The 777-nt window shown below is 78.1% G+C and carries 1 protein-coding gene; it reads left to right on the forward strand.

Annotated features, from left to right (window positions below; all coding sequences use genetic code 11):
• Window positions 1-98 precede the first annotated feature (98 nt).
• Window positions 99-777, forward strand: a 679-nt coding sequence (locus DZF91_RS22995; RefSeq protein ID WP_235834489.1) for a LacI family DNA-binding transcriptional regulator, incomplete at its 3' end; no start/stop codon positions are given.

Consider the following 777-nt stretch of genomic DNA (forward strand, 5'->3'; position numbering starts at 1 on the left):
CGCGGCCGGTGGCGGCGGTCCGGGGCAAGGATCGAAGCGGGTCGCGCCCGCCGGGCCGCTCGGGCCGCCGGGCGTGCCCCCGGCGCCCGGCGGAGTCGATGACCAACATGCACAGCCGTCCCACCAGCAGGGACGTGGCGAAGGCGGCCGGGGTGTCGCAGTCCACGGTGTCGCTGGTGCTCGGCGGGAAGTGGTCCGGCCGGGTGTCGCCGGCGACCGCGGCGTCCGTCCAGGACGCGGCGGAGCGCCTCGGCTACCGGCCGAACCCGGCCGCGCGCAGCCTGCGCCTCGGTTCGACCCGGACGGTGATGCTGGTCGTGCCGACCCTCAGCGCGCCGTTCTTCGGCGCGGTCTACGAGGGCGCGGCGCGGGTCGCGGCCCGGCACGGCTTCGGCGTCGTCGCCTACCCCTGGCCGGACGACGCGGGCCCCGCCGACAGCCCGTTCGCCGCCCCGCGCGACGCGATCGACGGCATCCTCTCGTCGTCGCTGGCCGAGGACGTGGTGAGCGGGTTCGCCGGGACGCCGCTCGTGATGCTCGACTCCGACCCGGCGGCCGAGGCCCCGACCGTGGTGTTCGACGTCGGGGACGCGATGCACGCGATCGTGGCGCACCTGGCGGCGCTCGGCCACCGCCGGTTCGGGCACGTCGCGTCGTCCATCGACCAGTGGACGTTCCACGCGCGCGGACGGGCCCTCGCCGAGGCGGTGGCGGCGGTGCCGGGCGCGACGCTGGCCCGCGAGGACGCGGCGCTCGACGTCGCGGCGGCCCGGGACG

Origin of the sequence: Actinomadura logoneensis, from assembly GCF_003428695.1 — a bacterium.
GTDB lineage: Bacteria > Actinomycetota > Actinomycetes > Streptosporangiales > Streptosporangiaceae > Spirillospora > Spirillospora logoneensis.